General features: G+C 41.4%; 28 protein-coding genes. 21 read left to right on the forward strand and 7 right to left on the reverse strand.

From position 1 onward, the window contains the following. Positions 1-201 precede the first annotated feature (201 nt). The 10 genes from ACI3E5_RS08470 to ACI3E5_RS08515 all read left to right on the forward strand — a co-directional run bounded on the left by ACI3E5_RS08470 (position 202) and on the right by ACI3E5_RS08515 (position 8,490). The gene (locus tag ACI3E5_RS08470; RefSeq protein ID WP_325845190.1) at positions 202-744 is read left to right on the forward strand and encodes a GNAT family N-acetyltransferase; all 543 of its coding nucleotides are present in this window, start codon (positions 202-204) and stop codon (positions 742-744) included. After that, a complete protein-coding gene (locus ACI3E5_RS08475; RefSeq protein WP_213357119.1) occupies positions 737-994 on the forward strand; it encodes a TfoX/Sxy family DNA transformation protein in 258 nt (85 codons plus the stop codon). The genes ACI3E5_RS08470 and ACI3E5_RS08475 overlap by 8 nt, the downstream gene beginning before the upstream one ends. Before the next feature lie 289 nt (positions 995-1,283). Beyond that, positions 1,284-1,763, forward strand: a complete 480-nt coding sequence (locus ACI3E5_RS08480; RefSeq protein ID WP_005235941.1) for a DUF6530 family protein — start codon at positions 1,284-1,286, stop codon at positions 1,761-1,763. An 18-nt stretch (positions 1,764-1,781) separates the two neighbouring features. Further along, positions 1,782-4,049, forward strand: coding sequence for an AAA family ATPase (locus tag ACI3E5_RS08485; RefSeq protein WP_498821521.1), 2,268 nt, complete (start codon positions 1,782-1,784; stop codon positions 4,047-4,049). A 137-nt stretch (positions 4,050-4,186) separates the two neighbouring features. Next, the gene (locus ACI3E5_RS08490; protein WP_325845193.1) at positions 4,187-4,702 is read left to right on the forward strand and encodes a hypothetical protein; all 516 of its coding nucleotides are present in this window, start codon (positions 4,187-4,189) and stop codon (positions 4,700-4,702) included. 211 nt (positions 4,703-4,913) lie between these two features. Continuing rightward, a complete protein-coding gene (locus ACI3E5_RS08495) occupies positions 4,914-5,582 on the forward strand; it encodes a hypothetical protein (protein ID WP_498821519.1) in 669 nt (222 codons plus the stop codon). A 15-nt stretch (positions 5,583-5,597) separates the two neighbouring features. Continuing rightward, positions 5,598-6,446, forward strand: a complete 849-nt coding sequence (locus ACI3E5_RS08500) for a sce7725 family protein (protein ID WP_325845194.1) — start codon at positions 5,598-5,600, stop codon at positions 6,444-6,446. Between the two features lie 120 nt (positions 6,447-6,566). Then, a complete protein-coding gene (locus ACI3E5_RS08505; protein ID WP_010748347.1) occupies positions 6,567-6,719 on the forward strand; it encodes a hypothetical protein in 153 nt (50 codons plus the stop codon). Between the two features lie 662 nt (positions 6,720-7,381). Further along, complete coding sequence (locus ACI3E5_RS08510; protein ID WP_086338210.1) at positions 7,382-7,939, forward strand: restriction endonuclease; 558 nt, start codon at positions 7,382-7,384, stop codon at positions 7,937-7,939. A 140-nt stretch (positions 7,940-8,079) separates the two neighbouring features. Beyond that, on the forward strand, positions 8,080-8,490 hold the full coding sequence (locus ACI3E5_RS08515) for a hypothetical protein (RefSeq protein ID WP_194185409.1): 411 nt from the start codon (positions 8,080-8,082) through the stop codon (positions 8,488-8,490). Positions 8,491-8,647: 157 nt separating this feature from the next. Here ACI3E5_RS08515 and ACI3E5_RS08520 read toward each other — a convergent pair whose 3' ends face one another. Then, positions 8,648-9,034: a hypothetical protein gene (locus ACI3E5_RS08520; protein WP_128431961.1), complete on the reverse strand. Its 387-nt coding sequence runs from the start codon at positions 9,032-9,034 to the stop codon at positions 8,648-8,650. Between the two features lie 213 nt (positions 9,035-9,247). Between ACI3E5_RS08520 and ACI3E5_RS08525 the strand changes: the two genes are divergently transcribed. The 4 genes from ACI3E5_RS08525 to ACI3E5_RS08540 all read left to right on the forward strand — a co-directional run bounded on the left by ACI3E5_RS08525 (position 9,248) and on the right by ACI3E5_RS08540 (position 10,664). Next, entirely contained in the window at positions 9,248-9,616 is a 369-nt protein-coding gene (locus tag ACI3E5_RS08525; RefSeq protein ID WP_015509697.1) for a hypothetical protein, read from the forward strand. Positions 9,617-9,652: 36 nt separating this feature from the next. Further along, entirely contained in the window at positions 9,653-9,931 is a 279-nt protein-coding gene (locus ACI3E5_RS08530) for a hypothetical protein (RefSeq protein WP_015509696.1), read from the forward strand. After that, positions 9,928-10,215 carry a hypothetical protein gene (locus ACI3E5_RS08535; RefSeq protein ID WP_005226077.1) on the forward strand — a complete coding sequence of 96 codons (288 nt, stop codon included), beginning with the start codon at positions 9,928-9,930 and terminating at the stop codon, positions 10,213-10,215. Before ACI3E5_RS08530 ends, ACI3E5_RS08535 begins: the two co-directional genes overlap by 4 nt. Before the next feature lie 95 nt (positions 10,216-10,310). Next, positions 10,311-10,664, forward strand: a complete 354-nt coding sequence (locus tag ACI3E5_RS08540) for a DUF2200 domain-containing protein (RefSeq protein WP_015509694.1) — start codon at positions 10,311-10,313, stop codon at positions 10,662-10,664. 315 nt (positions 10,665-10,979) lie between these two features. Here the strand turns inward: ACI3E5_RS08540 and rsgA are convergent, their stop codons facing one another. Further along, the gene (gene rsgA, locus ACI3E5_RS08545; protein ID WP_015509693.1) at positions 10,980-11,921 is read right to left on the reverse strand and encodes a ribosome small subunit-dependent GTPase A; all 942 of its coding nucleotides are present in this window, start codon (positions 11,919-11,921) and stop codon (positions 10,980-10,982) included. 152 nt (positions 11,922-12,073) lie between these two features. Next, positions 12,074-13,438 (reverse strand): magnesium transporter, encoded by a 1,365-nt coding sequence (mgtE, locus tag ACI3E5_RS08550; protein ID WP_010748340.1) that lies wholly within the window; start codon positions 13,436-13,438, stop codon positions 12,074-12,076. A gap of 408 nt (positions 13,439-13,846) precedes the next feature. On the opposite strand from mgtE, the gene ACI3E5_RS08555 reads away from it, so the two are divergent. Continuing rightward, entirely contained in the window at positions 13,847-14,833 is a 987-nt protein-coding gene (locus tag ACI3E5_RS08555; RefSeq protein WP_194185408.1) for a DNA/RNA non-specific endonuclease, read from the forward strand. Between the two features lie 34 nt (positions 14,834-14,867). Here the strand turns inward: ACI3E5_RS08555 and ACI3E5_RS08560 are convergent, their stop codons facing one another. Continuing rightward, a complete protein-coding gene (locus tag ACI3E5_RS08560) occupies positions 14,868-15,146 on the reverse strand; it encodes a LexA family protein (RefSeq protein WP_005226072.1) in 279 nt (92 codons plus the stop codon). Positions 15,147-15,486: 340 nt separating this feature from the next. Between ACI3E5_RS08560 and ACI3E5_RS08565 the strand changes: the two genes are divergently transcribed. The 5 genes from ACI3E5_RS08565 to ACI3E5_RS08585 all read left to right on the forward strand — a co-directional run bounded on the left by ACI3E5_RS08565 (position 15,487) and on the right by ACI3E5_RS08585 (position 18,527). After that, positions 15,487-15,972, forward strand: coding sequence for an AmiS/UreI family transporter (locus ACI3E5_RS08565; RefSeq protein WP_194185407.1), 486 nt, complete (start codon positions 15,487-15,489; stop codon positions 15,970-15,972). Positions 15,973-16,274: 302 nt separating this feature from the next. Further along, positions 16,275-16,667 carry a hypothetical protein gene (locus tag ACI3E5_RS08570; RefSeq protein ID WP_194185406.1) on the forward strand — a complete coding sequence of 131 codons (393 nt, stop codon included), beginning with the start codon at positions 16,275-16,277 and terminating at the stop codon, positions 16,665-16,667. A gap of 61 nt (positions 16,668-16,728) precedes the next feature. After that, complete coding sequence (locus ACI3E5_RS08575; protein WP_498855862.1) at positions 16,729-17,268, forward strand: sigma-70 family RNA polymerase sigma factor; 540 nt, start codon at positions 16,729-16,731, stop codon at positions 17,266-17,268. Next, the gene (locus tag ACI3E5_RS08580) at positions 17,258-18,052 is read left to right on the forward strand and encodes a hypothetical protein (RefSeq protein ID WP_194185404.1); all 795 of its coding nucleotides are present in this window, start codon (positions 17,258-17,260) and stop codon (positions 18,050-18,052) included. Before ACI3E5_RS08575 ends, ACI3E5_RS08580 begins: the two co-directional genes overlap by 11 nt. A gap of 307 nt (positions 18,053-18,359) precedes the next feature. After that, positions 18,360-18,527 (forward strand): hypothetical protein, encoded by a 168-nt coding sequence (locus tag ACI3E5_RS08585; protein ID WP_194185403.1) that lies wholly within the window; start codon positions 18,360-18,362, stop codon positions 18,525-18,527. Between the two features lie 242 nt (positions 18,528-18,769). On the opposite strand, the gene ACI3E5_RS08590 is transcribed toward ACI3E5_RS08585, so the two are convergent. Further along, positions 18,770-20,095: a dihydrolipoyl dehydrogenase family protein gene (locus tag ACI3E5_RS08590; protein ID WP_194185402.1), complete on the reverse strand. Its 1,326-nt coding sequence runs from the start codon at positions 20,093-20,095 to the stop codon at positions 18,770-18,772. A 183-nt stretch (positions 20,096-20,278) separates the two neighbouring features. Here ACI3E5_RS08590 and ACI3E5_RS08595 point away from each other — a divergent pair, with 183 nt between their 5' ends. Continuing rightward, the gene (locus ACI3E5_RS08595) at positions 20,279-20,467 is read left to right on the forward strand and encodes a hypothetical protein (protein ID WP_016609355.1); all 189 of its coding nucleotides are present in this window, start codon (positions 20,279-20,281) and stop codon (positions 20,465-20,467) included. A gap of 62 nt (positions 20,468-20,529) precedes the next feature. Here ACI3E5_RS08595 and ACI3E5_RS08600 read toward each other — a convergent pair whose 3' ends face one another. Both ACI3E5_RS08600 and ACI3E5_RS08605 read right to left on the reverse strand, forming a co-directional pair. After that, positions 20,530-21,507, reverse strand: a complete 978-nt coding sequence (locus ACI3E5_RS08600) for a Gfo/Idh/MocA family protein (RefSeq protein WP_194185401.1) — start codon at positions 21,505-21,507, stop codon at positions 20,530-20,532. 23 nt (positions 21,508-21,530) lie between these two features. Further along, complete coding sequence (locus ACI3E5_RS08605; RefSeq protein ID WP_498855864.1) at positions 21,531-21,971, reverse strand: heme-binding protein; 441 nt, start codon at positions 21,969-21,971, stop codon at positions 21,531-21,533. Positions 21,972-22,037 lie beyond the last annotated feature (66 nt).

Here is a 22,037-nt window from a genome sequence, read left to right on the forward strand (position 1 = left end):
TATGTTTTTTAATACCTAAAATGAAAATGGGGCTGAAGAATCAATTCTGATTCATCAGTCCCATAAATTATAGAGCCTAAAAACCAGTTAGACCTTTGTCTAGCTGGTTCTTTTTTCTGCTTTTTTGAGATTCGCTTGTAAAAAATCACACAAACTCGTACAATAGGATCAAAATAAAGGACTGACAAAGGAGGAATTGCTATGAAGTGTTCCTTAAGAAGGTGGCAAATGAGCGATGCGCAAGATTTAGCCCATGCCTTAAATAATCAAACCATCCACGATTATTTACGAGATGGGTTGCCATTCCCCTATACGGTCGCAGATGCACAAGCCTATATTCGATCTGTGGAGGAAGCAGAATTTGCCTTTGCGATCACTGTGGATGACCGAGCAGTCGGCAGTATCCGTGCTGTTCGCAAAGAAAATATCCATTATAGAACGGCTGAGATTGGCTACTCGATTGCACAAGAGTATTGGGGAAAAGGCTTGATGACCCAAGCTGTTCGGCAACTATGTGACTATGTATTTACTACATCAACTATTGTTCGTATTTCTGCTGAATCTTTTGCGAAGAATCATTCCTCTTGTCGTGTGTTGGAAAAGGCAGGTTTTACGTTAGAAGGCGTTTTGCGAAAGCATGCGGAGAAAAACCAACAGCTGTTCGACATGAAGCTCTATGCGCTGATTCGTCAAGAGAAAGACGGGCAGAATGACCACAATCAAAAAGGAGAAACCTATGAATGAACTGCAAAAATTACCAAACGTAGGTCAGGTTTTAGCGGATCACCTGGTTCGTATCGGCATCAATAGCCCTGAACAACTACGCACAAAAACGGCCGAAGAGGTTTTTCTAGCTATCCGCCACCAATGTGATGCGGACGCTTGCTTGCATATGCTCTACGGCATTGAAGGGGCGATCCAAGGCATTCCTAAAGCGCAGCTTACATATCAGAGAAAACAAGCGTTGCGCCTTTTTTTCAATCAATTGAGTTAGTAAAGTAATGCGTCATAAAAAAGTACTTTTTAAGAGCGTTTGTTTTTAGATGCTTCTTATCAAGTGCTTTTTTACGACTTGTTTCCTCATTCAGCGAAGACACATTGGTCACATTGGTATTGGTTCCTGAAATCGCCGCAGTCATGGACAGAATCGTTTGCCACTGAAAATCAACTAGACATCTGTCCCTAGCTACTAGAAAAGACCTTTTGCTTGTTCCAAACCAGCTTCCTCATTATACTTACTCTATCTAGTAAATTACTAATTTACTAAACAAGGAGTGAGAATAATGAAAATACCAGAAAACTTGAAACATAAGCCCGTCATTAAAGTGGAAGACTATGATACTGTTGACGGAAAAAATGCGTTACATACAGATGCAAAAGGCCTTTCCCTCGGATTAGCACAATGGAATGATCGCGGAAAAGTCGATATCTCAGGCAAGGTTTGGCGCCATACAGGTGAAAAATGGTCTCGTCAGTCAGAAGAACTACCCCTCACTAGAATCTTAGATCTAGCAATCTTAGTGGCGCAATCTAGTTTGTATTTTCAAGAGGCCTATCGCCATGAAAAGTTTTACGATCCTGAAAATCCGTTGATCGAGATCATTGGCCTGCAAGGAAATCGGATGACCGTTGAAGTAGACACCGAAAATCCTAAAATCGATGAAGACATTCTGCTTTTTTATGATTCCTTGCAAAAAGATGGCGAGCTATACGGCGAACGCTTCAAAATCCTAAAGCGGCTTTTAGATGAGCTAGGTTATTAAGAAAAGGAGCAGATTGCCATGACACAACATCAACCGTCTTTTGTCGTAACGAAAGGACGCGCTTTTAGCAAAATAGAACAAACCATGATTTGGAAAAAACCACAAAGTCATCAGACCAGTGCTGAAGAACTACGAATTGCTTCAGAGATCGCGTTGAATTGGGCGGATCCAGAGATGAAGATCTTCAATGTGTTGCTGGAAGGCGATGCTGGGTCGGGTAAGACTCAGTTGGCAAAGGCACTTTCTGCCGACTTGCAACTGCCCTACACCAAAATCACCTGCTTTGCGGATATGGATAAGTCAGATGTATTTGGTGCTTTATTACCAGTGATCAATACCGACCAAGAAGAGGACAAGGACTTGCTGGATGCGATTTATCAAAGTGATTGTTTTGAAGATGTCTTGGCATTGATCCAGCGGCATTTTTCCTTGACTCGTGAGCGGGCACGGGCGAAATTTGCGGAACTGATCGAACGGATTGAAACCAGTGATCAGCAACCGACGATTCAATACAAATTTTATCCCTCCGAAATCGTACGGGCGCTGGAAAAAGGCTATTTGCTTGAGATTCAAGAACCAACGGTCATTCGTGATGCTTCGGTACTAGTGGCACTAAACTCGGCCCTTGAACAAAACGGGATGCTGAATATCCCGACTGGCTTTGTTCGACGACACCCTGACTGTGTGGTGATCATCACAACGAATCGGAATTACCAAGGCAACCGCCCCTTGAACGAATCCTTGCGAGATCGGATGCAGCATGCTGAAAAAATGGATTTACCTGAGCTAGCAGTCATGGTGCAGCGAGGCATTGCCAAAACCAATTATCCGGACAAAACGACTGCAGAGAAAATGGCTGAAATCATCCGCTTACTAGACGTGACCGCTAAAGCCAACGCCATCAAAGGGGTGGCGGGCATGCGTTCTTATTTTTATTGGTTAAATGCAGTCAAACAAGGACAAGATCCCTTTACAGCAATTGATAGCAAAGTGCTCTACAAAATCACTACCGATCCAAATGAGCTTTCTCTGTTACAACAGGCGTTAGAAGCTTCAGGGTTATTGGCGCAATTGCGGCTTTTGTTTTCTGGACAACCGCTAAATGCCTTTAAAGAACAAATCAAAGGACGCAGAATCAGCAGCGAAGAGGCTGACCAACGCAATGTAGTGGAAGAAGGCACGCCCATCCTAAAAAATGAGCAAGTCCTTGAGACCGCCAATCAAGAAACTGAGGCGGAAACGATGGAAACCAGTGATTCTGACAAACAAGAAGCGAAAAGCGCAGCAACTGAGGCGACGTTTTCAGAAGAACTAGAACGCAATAGTCATGATGGCCAAGCAAAAGCTGGGAGTGAGACACAAGAGGCAGCTCCTGCTTCTCATTCTTTGTCGATCGAAGCGTATGAAGCCCAGGAGAAAGAAAAGAAAACCACGGCATCAAAGGCAGCACGTCAAGCATTGAAAGAATCGATCCATGCCAAAGAAGGGCTGATCGTTCATCGACCACCCGTCGATTTAGAAAAAGCGACTGAAGCCCAACAGCGTTTGCAGCCGTTGCTGCCGATCGTAGAGTCATTGATCAAGCAAACCCAAGAAGTATTGGAAAACGAACAAGCTTCGGCATACAGTAAAGGTAAGTACAGCGGTACACGCTTTGATGCCAGCAAGGTTGCTTATCAGGATTTTCGGACCTTTGACAAGAAGAATCCACCTCACGAACAGCCTTCCTTAGCTCTTGCTTTGCGCATCGATGAATCAGGTTCGATGATTCGAGAAGATCGGATATTGTATGCCCAACAGGCGGTCTTAGCGGTGAATGCTTTTGCCGAACGTTTATCTTTGCCATTGATGATCTATGGCGATACAGCGGACGTGACCGCTCGTGAAAAAACCTCGCTTTTTGCATACAAAGAATTTAATGAAGGCTTTGAATTTGTGCCAGAGAAACTCATGACAATGAAGCCTCGGCAAAATAACCGTGATGGAGCTGTCTTGCGCGTGCTAGCTGAAAAGCTGGCTCATCAGCCGGCAACCACTAAATTACTCTTGAATATCAGTGATGGCCAGCCAAAAGCTCTTCCTGATTATACAGGGGGAAAAGCCAAAGAAGATATTCAGCAGGTGATCGCTGACTATGAACGACAAGGGATGCTATTTCTTGCAGCTGCTATTGGGCAAGACAAAGAGGTGATCAAAGCGATTTATGGGGAAGAACGCTTTATTGATCTTTCCAATCTAACAGAATTTCCGCAGCGTTTGTTGCAGCTACTAACAAGGTATTTGTAAACGTCGATAGGTAAAAGGAAAAGAGTGTGGACTTCGTGCCGCACTCTTTTTTTGATCATAATTATATTATGTAAACAAGATGATATTTGTCTAAATTTGGATAGTTCTGTAAAATAGACGCCAAAAGGAGAGATATCATGAACAAATGGCGGTACTTCTACTATCCTTGCCAATTCGGCTGGCACGCGGCTCTTCGTAGGCGCAGTTTGCTGATGAGTGGTGTGTTGGCGATTCTTTTACTGATCATCGCCATCTTTGCAGAGCATTGGCTAGTGTTTTTTCATCAATGGCTACAATATGAAACAAATAGCAGTGAGAATCAGATGGATCTCACGTATGCCAGTTGGCTTTTCTTTTTGCAGTTGCTACGCTTCGTACTAGGCGTTCTAACTGTAGGCTTGATCGCCGCCTTTTTATGGCACTGCAATCACATGTATCGTTTTTATTTGATGGGGGAGGAGCAGCAATCTCTGAGTATTCGGTTGTTGTTAGGACAGTCTCCGTTGTTAATCACCTTAGAAGAACTTTTCTTTGTAGGCATTCAAAGCATTGTTATTAGTTTGATAGGGCTTGTCAGCGGTTTGTGGCTTAGTCAAAAAGCACTGCAGGATTTTTTCCATTTCTTTCATCTTCCCGCAGGCTTTACTTTTTGAATTTCCCTTTAAAGGTCTATTAATCGCTCAACTTGGTGTGCTCTTGCTGCTTTTTTTGTTACGATTCCGCGGTACAAAGAGGACGGTTGAAGAGATTCTCGTTAACGGATGTCCGAATGGGTGAGGGGATGATAGGCTGCTTTTATTTCCCTCTTCCAAAATGCGAACATATGTTTTATAATAGGTGAAACAAGACAAAGGTCGTGAATTTGTGAAGACATCCTTAACTTTAGAAATGGAAGAGGCACTTTATTATTATTGTCGGGAAAACAGTGATATTGTGGTAGAAGAGGTAGTCATGCCAGATGATCACGGCATCGTGGATACTTTGAGTTGTCGCTTGACGACTGAAAATACCTTTGAATGGCGTTGCTACGAACTCAAAGTTAGTTTGGCAGATTTTCGCTCAAAAGCAAAACTATCCTTTATTGGGAATTATAATTATTTTGTCTTACCCAAGGCATTGTACGAGAAAGTCAAAGATCAGATTGGACCTACAATTGGTGTTCTGGTCTATCATGCATTTCTTGAAAAAGAAACGGGCAGCAAAGGGTATTTCAGTGTCGAAAAGAAGCCCCAACGGCAAGAGCTACAGGTTCCAGAAAATGCCTTATTGTTTCGGTTGATTTCGGCACAAGCGCGAGAAGTCGGCAAAGCAAAACAGACTGCTCGCGGATTGCGGGTATTTTCAACAGAACGTTTGTACCAAGAACTGAAGAAACGTCAGCCTGAGTATGACTTGTTCGGTGGTGGAGTCAATTACTATGATCGATTTATTGAAGATACTCAGCTGCAAGCGATCGAAGCCTTGAAAGAAGAATTGGCCGCTACGAGAGCAGCCTATGAAGCACTGGAAAAACGTTTTTTATCAAGCGAGTAAGAAGGAGAGAAGAAGATGTACTTCCCGTATATTCGTGGAAAACAATTTGATTTATTGGCGTTGAAAGCACTGTTGGAACAAGATTGTTTGTCAGACGCGATCCAGCCGATCATTGAACCAGTCAAGCAATCAAAAACGTTTTGGACGACCATTGACCTGTTTCAAAGGAAGCAGCATCCTTTTTATCTGGTTCGCAATCCCCAGGCGGGGGCTTTTCTGACGGCAGAGGGGTTAGCAGAGTTGCAAAATGTTGCTGCCCCTAAAGCAATGATCGTAGATCGTCCCATTGAAACAGTGGAAGAAAAGCCTGATTTTTGGATCATCCATCAAGCGGACCAAGCACTCGCTAGTGATTGGCGGGAAAATACACTGCCGGTACTGGTAAGCAAAGAGTTTCGTTTGTTAAATAAAATCAACGGCCCGAAACTACTGATGGAAGATCCGTTTACCCGTTTACCTAAAAATAGTTTTTATACAGAATGTCCAGACGAAGGATTTTCAAAAACCCATCATCTTTATCATAAATTGGGCTATGCGGGATTTAGTGATTTTTCTGTCGATAGCAAAATTTATTATGAGCACAGTTATCCCTCAAAACGGTTGGTTTTGCATTGGATCTATCCAACAGCAGAGCAAGACTTGCGAATCGTTCACTTATTTTCTGAGGAAGAATTACCAAGTCAGAAAGAAAAGTTTTTCGAAGTCATGGAAGCTTTGTTACAGCATGAGGAAGAGTATCCTACGCAAACAGCTGGGCTGCAGCTATTAGTTGCTGCCTATCAGCAAAGGTCGTTTCCTGGTATGGGCGTTATTCGGAAAGCTGCCGTTATGAATCACTTGGAACTCGTCAGTCGTCTTATGTAGTCGCTATACGCATACGATTGTAGGCTCTAACAAAATACTGCCATTTATTGTACAAAACACCTTGATTGCACCCATTGTTTTCAGGATAGTGATAAAATCAGGGAAAAGGAGTTGGCGCTCGTGGGAACAAAAGATAGAGAATATTATCGAAATGAAGGAAAAGAATTTGAAAAAAATAAGAAAAACCTGCTTATTCGACGTTTAAATCAACTAATTGTTGTCTTGGTCATTTTGATCATTGTCTTTTCAGCGATCCTGTATTACATAGTTTGAAACTTTTGTTGCGGTCATTGCTTTATTGGCAGCAATAAAACGAAAATTGTACTTAGATGACTGTGAACCCTTGATTAGGACTCGCTATGGGAATCTGATCCGTTTAGGTGAAAACTGAACGCCACGAAACGTTTCTTATTTATCGCTGCTGGTTTGCCTGTGATCAAGATTCCCATTAGGCTATTAGTTAGCACAAATTTGCTGGGTTAAGTACGAATCAGTACTGATAAGATCGTGAACAACGATTACTTGACTGATTCATTGAGTTTGGCCAGCAGCTGCAAACCAAAGCTTGAATTCAAAGATTCAAGAATCAACAAAATCAAATACAGATAAAGGTACAGATATAATTTGCCAGTTGATTTTCTTATCAGTTGTAGAACAAACAAAATCTAAAACTATCGCTCAAATGACCATTTTTTTGGATTATGCTGCCAATTAGGTGAATTTGAAGGAAATAATCCTAAATAAGAGGGAGGAGAGCCGTAAAATTACCAGCCAAATACGGTGTTCGAAAAATTTTATATTTTAGTTTACATAATATATATTATACAAAGTTGTTTAGAATAAAATGCAGCTCATTTTTGTTTACTAAAGGATGCATTTTTGCTCATTTTGCCCTCCCTTCCTATGATATAATGAAGAAACAGGAGGATTTTTAAATGAGTAACCATGAAAATGAAAGTTTAAAATTATTTATTGTGGGAATTTTAATGACCATTGGCTATTTTGTTTTTGATTGGCACTTTGCTCCCATATTGTATGTTGGACTCGTAATCAGCGTTTTAGGTTTATTTTCTGCAATTTATCCAATAGTTAGCGAACGCAAACGTTTTGCTTCAGCGCAGTTAGATACTATCGATAAAATGTCTGGAAAGGAATTTGAGCAATACACTGCATTTTTGTTAAGAAAACTTGAATTTAACGGGATTAGCATGACCAAAGCGTTTGGTGATCAAGGAATTGACGTAATCGCCTCTAAAAATGGGTGCAAGCATGGTATTCAGTGCAAACGTTGGAAAAATAAAGTTGGCAACAAAGCAGTTCAAGAAGTTTACGCAGGGATTGGTTATTATTCGTTAGATAAAGCGATTGTACTGACAAATAGTTATTTTACTGAATCCGCAAAACAATTAGCAGCAAAATTGGATGTTGAGCTTTGGGACCGTTCTAAATTGATCAAAATGATTGAAACTGTGCACACGAACGATAAGAACTAATTTTCTATAGGAATATTTAAAACCTACATACACCCATTTAGTCCGAACAGTCAAAATCAAAGGCGATAAGAACATAAAATAAGTTTAGGGATACATAGATCTGCTTTACTATAAGATAACAATTATTAAGGAGAATAAAAATGAAAAAGAAGAAGCAATTAAAGCTAGTCTTTTTACCAAAAATCTGGGCGTCACTCCTCTACTTGCTTTTCGTGTTCACAGCCCTCTTCCTCTACTTGTCAAAGTACTTGGACATTTCTTTCTTTACTTCGATGTATCCTGACTTTTATCTTCATATCTCCAATTTTTCGATTAGTTTGATTATTGGCTTACTGGGGTACTTTTGGCTTCTCGTAGGTGCGCCATTTAAAGCCGTCACACTATTGACCCTGCTCTTACTCATTGCCAATCTATTGAGCGAGACTATCTTTGGCTTTATGAACACCCCTGATCGAATCGATTTACTTTTTGGGATTGCAGGAACGCTCGTCGCATATTTTACTTTGGCAATGATCAAAAGACACGGTTTAGTCAAGAATCAATCGTTTTGATTTCAACAGTCGTGACTTCTCCTTATATGATACCTTCGCTACCTAGGTTCAGCCCATTTTTTGGGAAAAGAAACATCTTGCTGCAGTTATTTAGCCGAAAAAAGCACTCAATAAAGGGAGTGCTTTTTTCGGTTCCATTGGCGATACTTTCGTATGGCTAGTCACTTGGTAGCCAATACAATGGACTTAGCTGTAGATTTTCCCAATACGGGTTGTGAAACCCTATCAAATAGTGCATAGCTAAATACCCGAAAATCATAAAGCCAAATGACAAAGTCACGATCCGTCCCCACCGTGGTATTTCTTTGATAAATAGACCTAGCATACCTATCAATAAGGGGAACGAATAATTAAACAGTAAATCACTTCTAATATTTTGGTTCAGAGGATCCTTCATTATTTTGTCATTTAAGCCCCAACTTATGCCGACGATCACAAACATAAGCGCCAGAATAGTCAATCGTTTGCGATCAAAAAGCCACTGTTCTTTATCTTTCCTACTTGCAAAGTAGATCGTAAGCAGGACCACGATTAATCCAGACATACTATTCTCCTTTTTCGCCAGCTATTTTATAAAACGTTCATGATTCCTTCAGGATAAATTATAACATATATAGTATAAAAAAACGATACCCGCCACTATCCCCTTGTTTGATGCACTTTTTAGATGTTTCATAGAAGAATCAGAAATTTAAAAATCTGTTCGCTTTACAAAAGGGAACGTATGTTTGTATTATATAGATAAGAGGTGATTGCTATGGGTATGCTGCAACCATATGAAGATCGGAAAAAGCTAAAGTGGCAAGGATTCTTTTTATCTGAGCATACAACTGAAATTGAAGAAGAGCCGACACGCACGTTTGATTGTCCACCTAAGCCGTCACTCACAACGGAAGAAATCAATCAATGCTTATTCGAAGCGATGAAAAAGAACGTAACTGTGGCGATCCAACGAGAAGAAGTCAATGAAGAAGGCGGCTATCCCCCAGATATTGTCGGAAAAATCAGCGGATACGACACATTGGGCATTTATTTGACGGGAGAAACCACAGAAAAAATCCATTATGATGAGATTCGTCATGTTGCTTTTTATGAAGAGAAAAAATGGTTTGATCTCAACGAATGATCCGCTTTTTACTACTTACTAAAGGAGGAATACCTGATGCAAACACAAAAAGGCGCTGTCTCAAAACTAAGGATCGTCTCCTTTGCCCCCTCCCCTTTGGTCCGCTTTACACTAGGCACCACCAACTGTTTGATTGCGAAGCACAGTTTGAATTTTTTAGGGGATGTTGATGAGGGCATGTTTCTAACTGTGGGTGGCTATTGGAATAAGCGCCACCAATTCGTGGTGCAAAAGTATACGGTGTACGGCAAAACAAAAATCATGTTGGATATCGATGCCTATCGACAAAAAACAGTAAAGGCGGGTTCACTATGAGAGCAAGAGACCTCTTGACAGCACTGACAACGTCGTCGAGTGCAGCAGATTACCAAGGAATTTATTTAACTTACAAAGAAAACCTGATTCCTTTTACGACGATCGCACAAGATAGTCATAACCAATTGATTTTATTTTTCGAACCCAAAAAGCCTGCTCTGACTCTGAAAGAATTATATACACAGCTAATGCTGCATAAGAATTTGGACTTGCTCTATTGGGATGGCGAGTCACGACAAAAGGTATTGGGGTTTCGTGAACAAGAAGAAAAAATCATCCTTTAGTCCCCTCGCCTATTTTGGCACACAACAAACGTTGAAAATCTCGGCAAAAAGAAAAAAATGAAGTATACTTTGTGTAAAGACTAAAGGAGTTTATCATGAAAAATCAAAAGATTACCCAAATGAGTTTTGCGAAAGTCTATCCTCTGTATATTGCCAAAGCAGAACGGAAAAATCGGACAAAAGAAGAAGTAGATCAGATTATTACCTGGCTGACTGGGTATGACCAAGAAACACTCCAACAGATGGCTGATGATGTTTCTTTTGAACGCTTTTTTAAGCAAGCCCCTCAGCTCAATCCTGCACGAAAACAGATTACTGGTGTGATTTGCGGGATTCGGGTAGAAGAGATCGAAGAGCCAATAGTTCAAGAAATTCGTTACCTAGATAAACTGATCGATGAATTGGCGAAAGGAAAAGCCATGACGAAAATTCTGCGCTCTGCTGAATGAGGCGTTTTTTTCGAGTTGCTATTTAAGAATCAACGCTTTATACTAGAAATACCTTGGCAGGGGCAAATCATTGCTCAAAACACAGTGGGACAACACCCCACTGTGTTTTTTTATCCTGCTTTTCTTGACGACAGCTTGTAACCAGGCAGGCGATCTTAGTTTAGTTCAACCACTTAGCATGTAGTGCCCTTTGAAATTGGCCGCCTTTTCATGAAAACACAAGAACATTGGCTGCGGCTCTCCTCTTCTTTACTCAACAAGGCGCTCTTGACACGTACAAAAAAACACTCCTCTTATAGAAAGGAGTGCTAACTATTACTTTTTCATTTCTTTGATCTGTTCTTTTCGTTTCAAATACGCCAGCTCTTTTTCCATTTTGCGATAGCGAGCGAAGGCTGCTTCTGAAAGCTCACCGGCAGCAATAGCTGCTTTTACCGCACATTTCGGTTCTGTTTCATGCTGACAGTCTCTGAAGAAACAACCTTCAGCATATTGACTGATCGCTTCAAAGGATTGCTCGATCGAAGCTGACCGAACGGTACTGATGCCAACTTCCCGCATGCCAGGAGTATCGATGATCATTGCGCCAGAGGGCAGTGTGAACAACTGGCGACTCGTCGTCGTGTGTCGTCCTCGACTATCCTCTCGTATGTCATTGGTTTTTTGAACGGCTTGTTCCATGAGCTGATTTAATAAGCTGGACTTCCCGACGCCTGACGAACCGATAAATGCACTGATTTTTCCGTCTGAAAAGTAGGCTTCTGTCAGCAATTCGTTCGGTTCATAAATAGAAGTAGCGAATGCTTTCACACCAAAAGCATCGTTTAATGCTTGCAGCAGCTCTGCTTTTTCATCAGCTGTGACTTGATCGGCTTTGGTCAAGAGAATCACTGGGTTTGCGCCACTGTCCCAAGCGATCGTGACAAAGCGCTCTAACCGAGCGAAATTAAATTCTTCATTGGCGCTAGTTGCAATAAAAACCGTGTCTATGTTCGCAGCGATCCCTTGTTCATCCGTCCGATTTCCGGCTACTTTTCGTTGTAAAAAACTCTTTCGTGGTAGCAAAGCATCAATCAAGAAATGATCTTGATCATACACCTGCCCTTGGACAAAATCACCAACAATAGGATAATCCTTTGGCGCTCTTGCCTGTTGACGAAATTTTCCTGAAACGGTTGCTAAACATTCTTCTCCTGTGGTCAGGCGGACTTTTGCGATATCCTTAGCCTGAAAGACCACGATTCCTTGTTTTTCCATGATTTCCCTCCAGTTAATTAGGAGGCCGCACTTAAAAAGAGAAACCTCCGAGTTGATGTTGCTTCATTTGATTTGTCATAGGACATTTCCCCTTTCTATGTTGTGCTCATCATGTGATGTCGCTTTATTATACCACTGGAACGGACAGTATGCTAAAGCAAATGACCCAAAAGAACATTTACTGAAACGAAGTAGATAAACAAGCCAGCAATATCTTTGATCGAGGTGATGATCGGTGCCGAACCGGCTGCTTGGTCGATGTTTAGTTTAATAAGTACAAACGGGACTAAAAAGCCAAGTGCTGCGGCTAAGGTCATAGCAAAAACTAATGAAATCCCAACAGCGACCCCTAACATCGGGATCCCTTGCCAAAGTGAAGCAGCGGTTCCTGAGATGATCCCGACGATCAAGCCTAGACTCAAACCGATCCAAACTTCTTTAAAGAAATGTCTGGTGAAGGTTGAAAGATCAATATGCCCTAACGACATCCCCCGAACAAATACAGTAGAGGATTGTGTACCAACGTTTCCACCCATATCCATGATCAAAGGAATAAAAATCGCAACGGCTGCCACCGACTCTAACGTTTGTTCAAATTCATCAATGACGACCCCAGCTAAAAGTCCAGCCACTAAAGTGATCACTAAGAATGGCAAGCGGACTTTCCAGATTTGCCACAGGCTGCCATTGATCAAAACATTACTACGGTCTGCTTCGTTGGAGGCGACATCGACCAAACCAGCGGCATTAAACATGTCTTCCGTTGTTTCCAACTCGATGACATCGATCGCGTCATCGACGGTAATGATCCCAACGATTCTTGATTCCTTGTCTACGACTGGCAGCGCAATGATATCTAGTTCATTTAGCAGACGGGCTGCTTCTTCTTGGTCGGTGTCAGTGGTCACATAAATAACTTTTTGGGACATGATCTCACTGATGCGTTGATCCCCTTGTGCTATTAAGAGATCTTTCAGCGACAAAACACCTTCTAACGTTTTCGTTTGATCAGTAACATAAAGTGTATAGATCGTTTCTTTTTCTTTGGCTTGCATTCGCACTTTTTCCAATGCTTGATTGACTGTCATATCTTTTTTCAATGTAATGAATTCCGGTGTCATCAAGCGACCCGCAGTTTCGGCTTCATACCCTAGTAAGAGGTTTGTTGCAGCTCGTTCATCAGGCGCCAACGATTGTAAAAGTTTTTGTGTTACGGTCGCTGGCAACTCATCCAAAAGCCGTACACGAACATCTGGCGCCATCTCATTCACAAATTCGGTTGCTCGTTCATCGGTGAAAGAGCGTAATAAATGTTGTTGGGTAGCTGGTGTCAAATCTTCAAACAGGATAAGGGCTTTGTCTTTCGGTAACAGTCGGAAAACGATCACTTTTTCATCCGCGGATAAGTTGCTGAATAATTGTAATAGCGGCAGCTCTTCCATTCCTGATACGAGTTCTTTTAACTTTTCAGAGTCTTTCTTATTTAAATAATGTAAGATGGTTTCTTGCTGGTTCATGGGATACACTCCTTCTCCTATAATTTTGGTCAAAGAAAGAAAGGCAATCGTTCAGAAAATTGTCCAGTTTTCTTTCGTTTGAACGTTGTCTGCTAGACAGCTGAAAGTTTGTTCCGCAGCTGGAGATGACTGTTATTAAAACAAGCATCAAAGGGATAGAGCAGCAACTTTATTCATTATATCACATAGTTTTTTTAAAATATGAAAAATATCACTCGCAGACGAAAAATTCTTTTAAAGGATGTTGCTTGTAAAGAAAATTGACTGAAGTTTGTCAAGAACAAAAGGCAAAAGAAGCTAGCAGACGCTGTAAAACATCCCCCGCAAATGGTATGATAAACTAGTTGTGATTTTTTTACTCACCGTTTATTCTAAACCTATATCAATGAAAAGAGAGGCAATAAAGAGATGGCAAAGAAAAAAACATTGATTGGATCGATCACTGCGCTTCTCGCACTCGCAGCAGTTGGCTTTGGTTTCCTACAAAACAATGACCTATTTCCAAAGCAGGAAACGCAACAATCAGAGGTAAGCACCCCTTCTGCTAAAGATATTCGCGCAGACGAATTGGCACAGCTAACCTACCAAGGCATCCAAACAATTGAAGTCAATCAAAACATCCCTGAGTTTTCAGAAGACGACCTTTCACTTGAAAATGGTGCCTGGGAAGCATACGGCGACCTTGACCACCTCAATCGAGCGACTTCGGCTGAAGCAATGTTGAATCAATCCTTAATGCCTACGGAAAAACGTGGCGATATCTCCAGCGTGAAACCGACAGGCTGGCGTAATAAACAGCTCCCCAATGGGAAATATTTATATAATCGGACACATTTGATTGGGTTTGCTTTAGCTGGCGAAAATGCAAACTGGAAGAATTTGATCACGGGAACTAGTCAATTGAACAATCCAGAGATGTTGCGCTTAGAAATGGATATCAACTACTATCTCAAACAAGACAAAAACCATTATGTTCGATATTCTGTCACTCCAATCTATCGTGATGACGAGCTGGTTGCCCGTGGGGTACAGATGCAAGCCCAATCTATTGGCGACGATACGATCCAATTCAACTATTATATCTTCAACATCCAAGATGGTGTCACGATCAACTATGCGGATGGCAGCAGCGAGATTTCAAACGAAGATATGACGCAACAGGAGAATGCGACAAGTAGTGAGAACAACACGACAACAGCCACTTCTCAAAACAGTGAAACAGAGGAGAAACAGAAAGAATATGTCGATCAACAAGGAAATGGTTTGATCAAAGGATCAAGAAGCGGCATCTATCATTTGCCAGGATCTAAATACTATGATGATACGACGAATCCGAAAGAATGGTTCAAAACGATCGCTGAAGCGGAAGCTGCTGGCTACCGTGCACCAAAATAAAAAAGCCTCTAGGCTTTTTTATTTTGGTGTTAAGTTATTCTTCATTGCCATGCGTTTGTTTTTCGTCTGCTAAAAGTGCTTGTCGCAACGCTTTGACATAGGCCTTCCCTTCATCTGTAAAACGAACCGAACGTGACTTAAAGCGATAAGCTCGGTAAATTAGGCCTCTTTTTTCGAGACGCAGCAAATGACGATAAACCAAAGAGGTCGTTTTTATTTCTTCATTGGCACAGATTTCTCGTATGGTAGGTGCGCAACCTTGAGCTTGCATATATTCATCAATGAAAAGTAAGATTCGATCTTTTCTAGGCATAAGTCCTCCTTTCCGCAAAACAGTCTTCACTGCTGCAAATTCGTAAAAACCGATAAACTGCTGCCTGGTCTGCTTTTTGTCCGATCAATACACTGAAAATCTATTGATCTGTCTCTTTTCCCCTTCTTCCAACGAGTAAAAGATCTTTTTATACGCTGAAATTTTCCCCTTAACGAGAAAAGCATCGGCTAGCAACGCTCTTTGGTATTGATTTTATCAAATTTAGCAGCAAAAAATAGTAAATTTCAAAAATATTTTCCTTTTTATTGACCTAAAAATAAATAGAGCTATTATTTTTTCTTAGAATTTGTTATTCTAAATTTAAGTAAAGGAGGATTTTATGTTAGGGATCGGTTTATTTTTTGTAGGAATTACTTTGATAATCAACGGCTGGGGCAGCTTACTTCACATTGACTACCGCTCACTTGCTTTGATCAATCTTTTTACAGGTTCGTTATCTTTTATTATCAATCTAATCTATATACTTCAGGGCGCTTATTATGAAGCAGGCACTGGCTTTCTCTTTGCCTTCACGTATTTGTTGGTAGGGATCATTTACCTTTTTGATTTAGATCTACGTATTTATGGGATTTTTGCGCTATTCGTAGCCATCAATACCTTACCTTTTGCTTGGGTCTCTTGGCAATGGGAGCAAGATCCCCTCTTTGCATTGATTTGGTTAACATGGGGAGCGTTATGGTTTTGCGGCTTTTTGGATACGATCGTGAAGGTAAACTTTGGTCGTAAGATTCATTATTTTGCGATCGCTTGTGGTATCTTCACTACGTGGGTCCCAGGCTTGCTGATGCTAGTAGATATCTATTAAAAAAAGAGTGATTATCTCAATGATAATCGCTCTTTTTTAATAGAAAAATTTAGGAAAATTGTTTTTTTTCTAAAAAGTGTTCAATCTCCTGCATCGCTTTCTGAGGACCATTTGGCAGGCGCAAAAAGAATCGTTGGCATGAAATCCTCCTTATGTATCGAGTCCATCCACTCGTTTCTTTCAAGTATACTAAAAGTAGGCACATGTAGGAGAAGTTTTTTTGCAGATCTTCTCGTTTATCTTTTTACATTATTTAATTAAAAATTTGCTATAATAAAGAAAACCTTTCAAGGAGTAAACCAATGCGAAAAAAAATATCTTCCTTGCGGCTTAGTACATTATCAAGCGGGCTCATTCTCTTTGCTTTCTTTTTCTTGATTCAACAATTTTGGGAAATGGTTGTTTCTGACTTTGCACTTTTGCCTTCGCTGGCATTCATCCAAATTCTCTTGATGATCCTTTCAACCTTTCTCATTAGCAAGTTTGTTAAAAAACGCTCGTGGCGGCAAGTGCTTTTTGGCAGCTACCTATTCATCATCGGCTCGCTATTTTCTTTCTGGCTAGCAAATAATCCATTGGAGCTGCAAACAGTCATTCTTTATATGATAGGCGCTTTTTTTGGCGGCATTCTTTGGGAATATTTGGCCCAGCGCTTGGCAACAGATCTTCTGGCCAAAGAACATGAACCTCGTTAACAGAGGTTTTTTTCTTTTTCTGATAGAAAAGGCAAACATTCTTCGTATATAGTGTGAAGGGGTGAAAAAGGTGCAGGATGAAGAAATCATTGAACGAATCAAAAAGAAAGACTATGCCGGCTTAGAAGAACTGTTAGCTGTTTATGGTGATAGCATGCTGAGGACGATTCATAGTGTCCTCTCCCAACCGCATGAAGTGAGCGAGCGCCAAGATGTAGCGAACGAAGTTTTTTACGAGGTTTGGCAAAAGATTGCTGCGTACCAACCAGAAAAAAGCCGCTTGATTACTTGGCTGCTTTTGATCAGTCGTAGTCGTGCGATTGACCACAAGCGGAAGTTGAACAAGCGCTCACTTGAAGAAAAACCTGTTGATGAGCAGGAACTAGCTATTGAAGAATCACCTTTGACAAAGGAAACCTTTTTGGGCTTTATTGAAGACCTTGAAGCCCTCGATCAAAGGATTTTTCTGCTCTACTATTTTTACCAAGAGTCACCCGAAACCATCGCAGAGCAGACGGACTTAAATGTCTCAGCGATCTACAATCGTCTTTCCCGTGGCCGCAAACGCTTAAAAGAAAGGATAACTATCGATGGATTTTAAACAGTTAGTCTTAAATGAAAACAATTCACTGACAAAAATATCTGAACAAGAAAAAGCAGCAACCTTCGAGCTGTCCAAACAATATGTTTTCTTGCAAGATCTATTAGAGGAGCTTCAGACGCTTTTAGCAAAAGACGAAACGATTCTTGGCTATCTGCCTTTGACGCCAGATGGAAACCTCGCCTTCGCCAATCAAGGGCTTGGCGCCTATGCCTATGCAACAACCGAGAAAGCAAAAGCATACCGTGACATCTTTCATGATACCCGCGGGAATCGTTTGTTGGTTTTCACAGAAACCCGAATGCTTTTTCTGGTCATCATCGACTATTTAGAAAGTAACACCTATTTCAGTTACCCCTATGAGACCATCAAGGCGTTCACGATCAAGCCAAGAAAGCTGATGAAGCACGAATCACCAGAGGATAAAGAACAATTCCATTGGGGCTATTTCGACTTTCAGGCAGGGACGCACATTTTCTCAGAAGTACTGACGAAAAAAGACTACGAATTATTTACGTCCTATCACGAATCGATCCCTGCACTCAAGAAAATTCCGATTCAAAACAAAGTTTACCGAGCAGCGAAATATCAGTATTTCCTGAGTAATTGGCATTTCAGTTTTCGCTTGATGACCGCTTTCAACCTGCTTTTCCTGCTGCTGTTTGTATTAATGATTCTCGGATTTTTCTTACACATTGGTCCACTAAAAGGATTTTATTATAAGGATCTGTTGGACATTGGTATAGTCATTTCCCTTTTTTATAGTAAGAACATCTTGCCATAAAAAAGGATTGCTGCTCCTTCCTAGGCATTTCTTTTATATCAATTGAATAAAGCACCAGATTTTCTACAAAAGAGTACCCCTTGCAGGATTCAAGTCAAAATGAATGCTGCAAGAGGTATTTTTTGTCTCGGACTATTGGGATATTCCTAACCGTTCGTTTTTTCATTTCCTTTTGAAATTCTCAGATTTCTTGTGAACTTTTCAGAAGACTCCACTCATAATTTCATACATGCCTAATGGGATTATTTTTTCCTTCACGCTTGCTTTTTAGGAAGAAACGTTATGATGATTTTACTTGCTAGGAGGTGTGAAAAATCGAACTTATCGGACATTTGGTCTTTTGGATCCCGTTTTGTCTTTTTCTAGTGATTGGATCGTTTTTCATACAATGGCGGAAACGTTTCGTTTCAACCCTTATTGCAGCGATCCCATTTCTCTTTTTTATGGTAAAAATATTCAATTATCGGCATTATGAGCCAGATTCTGTTTTCATCATCTATTTGGTCGGGCTCTTCTTGTCGGCGATCTTACTGATTGCTGCTGTCCGTCGGCTGTCAAAAAAAGCCTAAACCTAGGGTTACTAGAAAACAAAGATATTGCTTAAATGAAACCCAGCCTAACTTTAAGGTTCATTTAAGGTTCACGGACTATAGTCAATACGGACATAATAATTTAGAGCCTGTGCTAGCGGAAACTAGCGCAGGTTTGTTTGATTATTTATAGAAAATAGGACAAATCGCTAGCAGGTGTTGGGTAGGCAAAAATCATTTGGGCCAGCGCTTCTTTCGATAGCTGATTCTCCAACACAAAAACGAAGTGGTTGATCAACTCATCGGCCAATGCAGAAACAATTGTGACAGCAACGATGGTATCAGATGTGTCATAAACCAATTTGATTTTTGCATCTTGATCATTGATTCGTCGATAGGTATACCAAGAAGAAAGATCCATCACCTCGCTATGATATTCTGAGGCATTATCGGCAATCTCTTGCTCACTGATCCCGACTCTTGCCAGTTTTTCCGCACCAAAAACCAGCGTAGGGATCAGCGGATAGCGGATGGGTGTTTTCTGGTCATCTATATGCTCGACAAGATAGGCGGCTTCAAAGCTGGCAACAGGCGTCAGTTTGGGCTGCTTTTTCGCTAGCACATCCCCGATTGCATAGATGTGTCTTTGACTAGTCTGCAAAAACTCATTAACTACGATCCCTTGTTTTGACGTTTCTACCCCTGCCTTTTCCAATTGCAGCTGGTCGCTATTGGGTCTGCGTCCCGTGGCACCAATCACTGCTTCTACGGTGAGAGACAATGCTTGTGTCTGGATCGTATAGTGGTTTTGTTCTTTCGTGATTCGCTGCGTGTTCTGATTAAAGTGGAACGAAACGCCTTGGTCCTGCATTGAACGAACCATTTCTGCGGTCAATTCAGCATCAAATCCTTTTAGCGGCTGGTCATTATGATGGATCACATGAACTTCAGCACCTGCTGCTTGAGCGATCATCGCCAATTCGAAGGTAATATACCCAGCACCTATGAAAGCAATCGTTGCTGGCATCTTTTCAAAGGAAAGAAAATCAGTACTGCTTTGTAAATGCTCCTTGCCGACGATGGGCAGTACGGCTGGACGCTGTCCTGTCGCAATGATTATTTTTTCTGCTTGAATCTCTTCTGCGTCCACGACGACCGTATGGGCATCACGAAAAGCGGCTTGTCCGTAGTAAGTAGTGATCCCTTCTGCTAGTAACCCTTGTTTGGTTGACTCTGGCACCCGATCGGTATACGAGCGCTTAAACGCCATCAGTGCCGGCCAATCAATGGCTACCTGTCCTTGAACACCATTGCCTTGCATACGTTTCGCCTCTGTTTTGACTTCTACGCCTCGCATCAGTAGTTTTTTCGGATCGCACCCGCGATTGGGGCAAGTGCCACCCCATAAATCGGCTTCAAAGATCGCCACTGTCTTACCTTTGGCTTTTAACCCGTAGGCAGCAGCCGTTCCAGCTGGACCCGCTCCGATAATCAGTACATCCACCTTTTTCATCTGTCTCCTCCTTCTCCTAAAAAAATATTCCTGCGCTTTCTCTTCCCTTCAAGTATAGCGAATCACGGCCAGTCGACAAAACAATTCGCCTTTAGCGGCTCCTGCGAAAGATCACATTCAGCCCTTGAAGTTGCGTTTGATGTGGTATACTTTTCTTGTCAGTTTAACGACAAAGGAGAATGAATGACTGTGAGTTTTAAACGTTTTTTTCAGCTCTTTCTTTTTTATTTTCTCTCGATTCTGGTGGCATATGGCCTGATTGCATTTCTAGCAGTAGATAACTTTTGGCTGGCGGTCTGTTTGATGACGATTGTCGGCTACCTCACCTTGGGTATCCCACTAACCTTATTGAGTTTAAAGAAGAAAAAATAAGACAACAGACAAAGACACCAGCAACTTTTCTAAGAAGCTGGTGTCTTTCCTCATTGATGCGATTATCCTAATACGATCTGGGCATCTGCCAATGCTTTTTCCACGACTTCCATCACCAGCTTGCTATGGGCAAGGCGTTCCTTGACAAAGGCGTGATCATTTTCGTGAATAGCTTGTGCAAAACGGACAAATTCTTCAAACATACGATGTCCGTGAACGCTGCGATCCTGATGGCTTTTTGCCCCATGAACCGGTTCAACGTCATAACTGGCAAGCATATTCGTCGGCCCATTGACGATGATCGATCCTTTCGTCCCTTGGATCGTTGAACGAATCGTCGCTGTCGAATCTTTGGCGCCGATACAAACGACTTTTGTTTGTTCATAGTCTAAAAACAGCATGCCAGAAGTATCGATCCCCTGTTCGACATTAGCAAAATAGCGGACACTTTTTGGTTTTCCTAAAAGCCCGACGACAAAATGAATATTATAGATATTGATATCCATCAATGCCCCACCACCCATTTTCGGGTTAAATGCAGGTAAAACGGTTCCCTCTTTGAATAAATCATAACGAGAAGAATACTGCGAATAGTTGCATTCAATCACTTTCAGCTCTCCCAATGTTTCAAGCTGCGCTTTAATTCCTTGATAGTTGGCTAAGTACTGATTTGTGATGGCTTCGATCAAAAGCACCTTGTGGGCAGCAGCCAATTCTGCTAATTCTACTAATTCTCGTGTCTGCAACGTAAATGGCTTTTCACAAATGACGTGTTTGCCAGCGAGGATCGCTTCTTTGGCAAAGGAATAATGCAAATGATTGGGCAGTGCGACATACACGGTGTCAACGGATGGATCCGCCAAACATGCCCCTAACTCTGTGTAGACGGTTTGAATCTTGTATTGCTGTTTTAAGTGATTCATTTTTTCTAAATCATTTTCTGTCCCAAAAATAGCGGACAGTTCAAGTTGTGGGACATCCCCTGCCACCGTTAAAAAATCATGGACGATCATGCCTGCCCCTAAAATCGCTAAGTTCATCTTGCTTCCCCTTTTCTATCTTCTTAAATCATTTGTTTCAATACTTCGGTGATCACTTTATGATCCTCTAAATGAGCCAAACCTGACACACAGATAGCACCCGTGACTTTTCTGTCTTCGATAATTGGAAAACCACCACCACAAATTGCATAATGTTCGTCTTGTGCCCATTTAGCAAATTGTATATCTCGATCTTTTTGCGCATAGACGTACAGTGAACTATGCCCGCTTTCTAGTACCGTTCGTTCTTTTCTTTCAAGCCAAGGGCTCTCTTTTCGCCCTGCCATTAAAAATCGAATGATCGGCAAGCCCTGATGAACAACTTTGATCCCTACCGGCTTCGGGTAGTTCCTTTTAACGTACTGATCGATGGCAATAACCAACCGCAATGCGAGGTCATTGTCAAAATGAGCAAACTGCAGCTGCTGTTCTTCTTCCAGGATTTCTGAAGGTTCGATTCGGATCTACTCCTTTACGTTGAGTCAGTTGATGCCTTTAGACGCTTTGTTTGTCAAAAGCCCCATAATCAC

Source organism: Candidatus Enterococcus avicola (assembly GCF_047470845.1).
GTDB classification, from domain to species: Bacteria; Bacillota; Bacilli; order Lactobacillales; family Enterococcaceae; genus Enterococcus_D; species Enterococcus_D casseliflavus.